This is a genomic window from Fibrobacter sp. UBA3629, assembly GCF_002374005.1.
Classification (GTDB): Bacteria; Fibrobacterota; Fibrobacteria; order Fibrobacterales; family Fibrobacteraceae; genus Fibrobacter.
The window spans coordinates 201,517-207,788 of sequence record NZ_DFLC01000030.1; the positions used below are offsets into that span (position 1 = coordinate 201,517).

At 55.2% G+C, this 6,272-nt stretch carries 5 protein-coding genes and 1 pseudogene; all 6 read right to left on the reverse strand.

The window, feature by feature from the left end; genetic code table 11:
- Positions 1 to 58: 58 nt before the first annotated feature.
- Positions 59 to 1,720 carry a lamin tail domain-containing protein gene (locus tag B2310_RS10075; protein ID WP_290731100.1) on the reverse strand — a complete coding sequence of 554 codons (1,662 nt, stop codon included), beginning with the start codon at positions 1,718 to 1,720 and terminating at the stop codon, positions 59 to 61.
- Between the two features lie 42 nt (positions 1,721 to 1,762).
- The gene (locus B2310_RS10080; RefSeq protein WP_290722544.1) at positions 1,763 to 2,581 is read right to left on the reverse strand and encodes a polyphosphate polymerase domain-containing protein; all 819 of its coding nucleotides are present in this window, start codon (positions 2,579 to 2,581) and stop codon (positions 1,763 to 1,765) included.
- Between the two features lies 1 nt (position 2,582).
- Positions 2,583 to 3,962 (reverse strand): hypothetical protein, encoded by a 1,380-nt coding sequence (locus B2310_RS10085; protein WP_290731103.1) that lies wholly within the window; start codon positions 3,960 to 3,962, stop codon positions 2,583 to 2,585.
- Positions 3,962 to 5,062: an HlyD family secretion protein gene (locus B2310_RS10090; RefSeq protein WP_290731106.1), complete on the reverse strand. Its 1,101-nt coding sequence runs from the start codon at positions 5,060 to 5,062 to the stop codon at positions 3,962 to 3,964. Before B2310_RS10090 ends, B2310_RS10085 begins: the two co-directional genes overlap by 1 nt.
- Before the next feature lie 12 nt (positions 5,063 to 5,074).
- Entirely contained in the window at positions 5,075 to 5,758 is a 684-nt protein-coding gene (locus B2310_RS10095) for a DUF4956 domain-containing protein (protein ID WP_290731109.1), read from the reverse strand.
- 284 nt (positions 5,759 to 6,042) lie between these two features.
- Positions 6,043 to 6,272: pseudogene (locus tag B2310_RS10100) on the reverse strand (dihydropyrimidine dehydrogenase); the annotation flags it as partial.

Consider the following 6,272-nt stretch of genomic DNA (forward strand, 5'->3'; position numbering starts at 1 on the left):
AGAAGGAGGCCCATTTTTCGGGGCCTCTTCATGAAAACTTATGATTTCATATCAAAGGCTATTTCACGCCAGGGGTCGGCTCGGCGGCCTTCCAGGCCTTCGCTTCATAACCCATAGTGGTCACGTCGACGCGCTGCAGGCTGTAACCCAGGCCATCCGCTTCAGCAAGGCCATCCCAGCCATCGGAATAGAGGGTCGCGTCGTGCCAAGTATAAAAATACTTGACTATCGAAGGATCCAGGGCGTCCGTTTCCTTAGAATAGGGTTCCTTCACCGCAATCGTTTCACCGCGGTTAGAGAGCTTGCCGCTGTAGGTAACGATCTGAACCTCTTCCGGTATCTTGTAAATACTGCGGACAACATCCGCATTCCATGCAGAAATGCCAAACGACTCCAAATCGACATCTTCGAGCACTTCCGGAATCAGGAGCATCAAGCCCTTCGCAGGGATTGTCGCATTCGAAGCGAATTCGAGGTTGATGCCTTCGACTTTCCAGCCCTTCTTTACGGACGAACTGTAAAGGGAGACGGCGGCGTCCGAAGCATTTACGATTTCCATAAATTCAAACGGGACCTTGGTCTTGACCGTTGCCGGATGGTAATGGATTTCGTTGATGTAGAGAGAACCCACCTGGAGGGCAGAGTTCTTTTCGCCGGGGGTTGCTGCGGCAAGCGGCCCTTGTGCCGTAGAACCGTCGGAAAGGTCGACAATGCCGCTTGTCGAATTCGTCGCCGGGACCCAGATACTCGATTCGTCGCCTTCCTGCGGTCCGCGCAAGTAGAACTCGCCACCATCGGGAGCGACAATCAGTTCGGCGTCAAATGCCGTATTGGCATCAAGAACGAGATAACCCTTCGCAGGGACCGTGCCCTCCTTGATAGTAAGCTTGTCCCCGCGGCGCTTGACATCGAGCCTCCATCCCGTAATATCCACGGGCTCGTCCCCCGCATTATAGATTTCGACCCAGGAATCCTCGCCAATCTTGAAAGGCTTGATTTCGTTAATGCGCACTTTCGTCGGAACAACCCATTCGTCATTACCCACACCCGGGGTGCCTTTATCGACCTTGCTCGCCGCCCAAGAATTGGGCTGAGCCGCATTTCCGCCCACATAAACAAGCGAGCGTCCCTTGCCATCGGCAAGGCTCGGCCAAGGAGGTTCGTTGCTGAACGCGCAGCTAACGTCGCCTTCGCCGTCCACCTTCACGTTCACCACGTCACCCTCGTTCACGAGTTTCGCGGACGTTCCTCCAACCCACGGGCCAAAGAGCCTTCCCGCAAAGGTCGGGTACATCTTCCTGAATTCGGCAGTGTCGTTCGCGACCACCACGTACTCGCCCTTCTTGAGAGGCTCTCCGGGGAACGTGTAGTCCACGGCACCGCTCAGGTGGAGAAGGAAGTTCTGCATGTTATCCATGTCCATGCCGCTCGCGATGTAGATTTCCACCCATTCAAGGGGCGATGTATCAGGAGCATTGTACATAATTTCGGAGCAGGCCATCTGCACCTTCGCGCCGCTCGCTACCGAAGAGCTGGACTTTACCGCAGCTGCGGAACTGCTGTTCGCGCCAACGTCCCCACTGCTGGTGGGATTTTCCGTGCTGGTCGGTTCTGCAGCCGAACTTTCGGGCTGCGGGGCCGTAGGATCATCGGAGCAAGCCGAAAACGCACCGAGCACCGCGATGCAGGATCCTGTCAAAAGCCACTTTTTCATGTTCATAAGGGCCATCCTTTTTTAAAGTCCATGCCTTTAATAAAATACTTAAAAATTGCCAGCCAGTTTTGTCCAATACGGGGACTTGAACCGGCGAGGGTTCTCGTAAACGCGTTTCCATTCGGCTGCCGCATTACCGAATTTAGAAAATGCGGCGTGTTTGAGGTTCAAAAATCTTATCAGGTCGAACATCCAGTAAGGAACCTGTGAGCAAGGACACTTCAATTCGAGCACTGCATCGGCACCGGGCTGGAAAAACCTCGGGAGACCCGTCGAATGCATGTAGTGCGGGTCCACCGTATAGTCAAATCCGTTCTCTTCGCGGAAGCGCATGCCCGTGTCGATAGTGACGCGGGAATATTCTTCACGGAGCCCGAACCAGGCGCGGCGCTTGTACTGCGTAAGCAGGCGCGGGTGCGCCCCGTAAAGTTCCGTCTTGTACAGGAAATCCTTGAGATACATGCGGTCCTTCTCGCCCTTGCAGGGCCATTCATCGGGTTTCATGTGCCAGACTTCGCCGGGGTTGATTCCCTTGATGGTCGCGCGGCTCTTGTAGCAGATGCTCTTGATCTTGCGCTTGACCTCGAAATGGAACGTGCCGTCCTGTGCGGGGTGTTCGCCGTAGGTACGGATGCGCATGTTGAAACGGTCCAGCAGTTGCTTCTTTTTCCAGCCGAGGAATGTCCACTTCGGGGTGTCCAGGTAGAGGTTCGTAATCCAGTAGAAGCCACCCGGCGTAATTTTCGAGTAGTAGTCCTCCTCGCAGTACGGCGCAAGGAAGGCTCCAATCCGGTCCGCCCATTCGACGGGGATGTGGTACTTGAGCTCGAAACGCTCGAGGAGGCTAAAACCGCGGGCTTCTGCCATATTACTTCAGAGCCTCGCGCAGGTGGTTCACAACGCCCTCACGGGCAAGGATACCCGCGTAGTTGAGCAGTTCAAGATAGCGGGCAAAGATATCGTATTCAAGCTTGACCGCCTTCATGTCGCTTTCGAGCGCGCTTTCCTTTGCACGCAGGAGCAACAGCGGGTCGGAACCGGCATTGCGTGCGAACTGTTCCATGAAGCCGCTCGCGCCCACCTGCTCCACGAATTCCTTCTGCACCTTCCACTGGCCAATCAGCGCAAGCACTTCCTCGGTGAGGCGTGCCACCTTCTGGTTGATATCGCGCACGTCGGCGAGGTAGTCACTCTCGGCATCGAGCTTTGCCACCTGGAGCTTGAGGTCGGCATCCTTCCCGCTGTCGAAGAACGGCAAGCGGAATGCCAGATTCACGAAGAACTTGTCGGCGGTCTTGCGGTTATCCTTATCCGGAACGAGGATGCTGGCCGAAGCCTCACAGTTCAAAGCTTGCGTGCAACCCGTCTCCTTTTTGAACTCGTCCACATAATCCGAATAGGCGCCCGATCCCCAAACGTCATCGGCATACAGATCCTTGTACTTTTCCATCAGGGATTCGATCTGCAGGGAGTAACCGATACCGATATGCGAAATGTAGTCGCGTCCCTTGCTCACGTCCTGCTTGGCCTGCGCCACTTCGCTGTCGCGCTTGCCGCGCGCCATGGCCACCAGCGGGAAGTTCTCGTTCACTTCCACACCGTTGGAGAGATTCTGGGCAAGTTCATCCATGGTCGGGAGGAACGAGGAATCGAGCTCGACGCCTTCGAAGTCGGGCACCCAGATTTTCATCTTGAGTTCGGCATCGCGGAGCGCCGTGCTGTCCGAAAGCAGGTCAGCCTTGATGGTGGCGCTCTTTTCGAGCGTAGACATCAGGTCTTCGGCATTAAACGAGGCAGAACCCGACTTGAGGTGCAGCACCTCGATGCGGTCGGCGTTCACCTGCAGCAGCTGCTGATTGATGGCATTTATCTTCTTGCGCATCACGTAACGCACGCCGCGTTCGTAACGGTCGTAGAGCAACAGCGAACGTTCGACGCCGAACCTCGCCTTCTCGTAATTCCTTACGGCATCGGCCCTTTCCTTGTCGGCACTGCTTTCGCCGAAGGTCTTCGGGCTCATGCGCAGTTCAAAATCGTGCTTTGCAAAGCTGAACCCGTCAAGCTGGTAACGGAGTTCCAACTTGTCCCAGAGTTTCGTATTCCGTTCGCCCGAGGTGGCCTCGGAACGCTTCTGCGCCGCCTCGTAGCGGGGGTCGTTCTTGGCCGATTCTACAAGCTTTTCCCATGTGAGCGGTTCCGCGAATACGGCTGCCGCAAGCATGGCGGGGAGGACTGCAATGCGTTTCATTACTTGTTCTCGTTCTTCTTGAGTTTCTTTCCGCTAGTTTCAGAAATGGTCACCATCTCGCCCAGCAGGAACGGATTGTTTTCGGGAATCTTGATGGTCACTTCACGGCCGTAGACCGGCATCTCGGGCATCTTCCACATGCGTTCCGGGAATGCGACAATACGGCTCGAAAGACCGACGACCTCGCCCACCACGGCCTTGCCCGTACCGGCAAGCGTAGTGACCTTCACGGCCTCGCCCAGGTCCATGTTCTGGTAAATCTGTTCGTTGATGTAGCCGCGCACGAGCGTCGGGGACTTGTGGGCCAATGTCACGATAGGAGCAAAGCTAGACACCTTCTCGCCGTCGCGCACGTTCACGTCGCCCACGACCCAGTCTTCCTTCGCAATCTGAATAAGTTCTTCCTGCTGCTTCTGCATTTCCTCAAGTTCCTTCTTGAGGTTCTCGGCTTCGCTCTTGCCGCTCGCCTTCTGGAGCTTGCTGCTACCGCGGAGGAGAGCAATCTGCTCGTTCGCGCTCTTTGTGGCAAGGGCAAGCTCGTTCTTGAGGCTCTTGATGCGCATCGCCATCGCGTCGTTGCCGTCGCTCTGGGATTTGGAGTTCGAGAGGCTCTTGAGCTTTGCAGAAATCGCCTTGTTGCTCTGGTATTCGGCTTCGAGGTTGCGGATTTCGGCGGTGAGCGTCAGGCGGCGGGTTTCGAGGTTCGCCTTCACGTCGGCCACCTTCTGGTCGATTTCGGCGGAACTCAGGTTGCTGCGGCCTTCGAGAGCGTCAATCTCGCGGGTGAGTTCGGCAATGCGGAGGGTCAGGTCGGGGCGGTTGATCTGGACAATCGTATCGCCCGCATGGATTTCCTGACCGGGAACCACGTGCACCTTCACAATCTCGGTAGCGCTGGGCACGCTGATGATGGTTTCGCTAGCCTCGGCGATACCCCTGAACATGGCGACCTTGCCCTGGTAGACGACACCGAGCACCACGGCGATGATGACGCACAGGATCCAGGCGATGGAGAGCTTGTGACTGTAAACGTAGGCCACGCCCGCATTGTTCTTGTGGGTGTTCCAGAAGTTGTCGAGCAAATCTTCGAGCTTGTTCATTCCCGACCTCCCCTACATTTCCGTGGTAGCATCTTGCATCATGAACTGCACGTCCGAGATGCCTTCGAGCTTAGACAGTTCGTTCAGGATTTCAGCGGCGGGTTTTGTGGCCCGCAAGCGCACCTGGTAGGCGACATCGAGGCGGGAACCGCCATCGACTTCGCGCATGGTAATCAAAATAAACGTCTTGAGGCTCGTCTTCATGATATGTTCGACCTGTTCGCGGACCGGGCCTTCGTTGGGGAGGGCGAAACGGAGCATGCCATCAAAGAAGTGCTTGGTGCCGAGACCCGTGCGCGAAAGGAGGAAAGCCACACAGCAGAAGGCGATCGTACCGCCGACAGCGGCACCCCACGCATACACGCCACATCCGATACCCGCACCCAGCGAGGCGAATATGAACATGATATCGCGCGGGTCCTTGAAACTCGTGCGGAAGCGGACCACCGAGAGCGCACCCATCATGCCGAGACCGCGTCCGACGTTATCGCCGATGGCCTGCATAATCATCGCAGCCGCGACCGAGCTCAGGACAATGCCCTGGACGAAGTTGCGGGAATAGGAAAGGCCGAGGAACGTCTTTTCGTACGTCCAGCCTATCATGGAAGAGAGGATAAAAGCCAAGGTTAGCGTATAGATCAACGTGATAATCGTCGCGTTGGTCGTACTGGATTGGACCGCAAGAAGGTCGAGCATGTTTTACTCCATGTAGGTTTGCTTTTTGTCCCCATAATCTACTTAAAAAATGCCGTTTTTAGAGCAATTTCATGTAAAAATGGGTCAACAAAGAGCCATTATAATAACGTTTCATCCGAAAAATAGATAAAAACTCCCGAAATTCCTTGTAAAGAAGCGTTAATAAAGCATTCTCCGTTGTAAAAGAGAACATCAAAAAAGGGCATTTTTCCGGAACTGTTCGTTCCACAAAAAAAGATGGCCGCAAGGCCATCTTTTTTTCAAATCCAAGATTTGAGGAAGAATTACTTCTTCAGGAATTCATTAATTCCAGCCGCGGCTCTGCGACCCTCACCCATGGCGAGAATCACGGTTGCGGCACCCAGCACGATGTCACCACCGGCATAGACCTTCTCCATAAAGGTCTTGTTGGCGGTTGCATCTTCGAGAAGGATGTGACCCTTCTTGTCGACGGAGAGTTCCGGCGTGGTGTTGCTGATAAGCGGGTTAGAACCGTTACCGATAGCAACGAGCA

What these genes read in the sequence shown, in the direction of transcription:
- B2310_RS10075 (WP_290731100.1), bottom strand. Translation starts at nt 1,720, where the DNA reads ATGAACATGAAAAAGTGGCTTTTGACAGGATCCTGCATCGCGGTGCTC.
- B2310_RS10080 (WP_290722544.1), bottom strand. Translation starts at nt 2,581, where the DNA reads ATGGCAGAAGCCCGCGGTTTTAGCCTCCTCGAGCGTTTCGAGCTCAAG.
- B2310_RS10085 (WP_290731103.1), bottom strand. Translation starts at nt 3,962, where the DNA reads ATGAAACGCATTGCAGTCCTCCCCGCCATGCTTGCGGCAGCCGTATTC.
- B2310_RS10090 (WP_290731106.1), bottom strand. Translation starts at nt 5,062, where the DNA reads ATGAACAAGCTCGAAGATTTGCTCGACAACTTCTGGAACACCCACAAG.
- B2310_RS10095 (WP_290731109.1), bottom strand. Translation starts at nt 5,758, where the DNA reads ATGCTCGACCTTCTTGCGGTCCAATCCAGTACGACCAACGCGACGATT.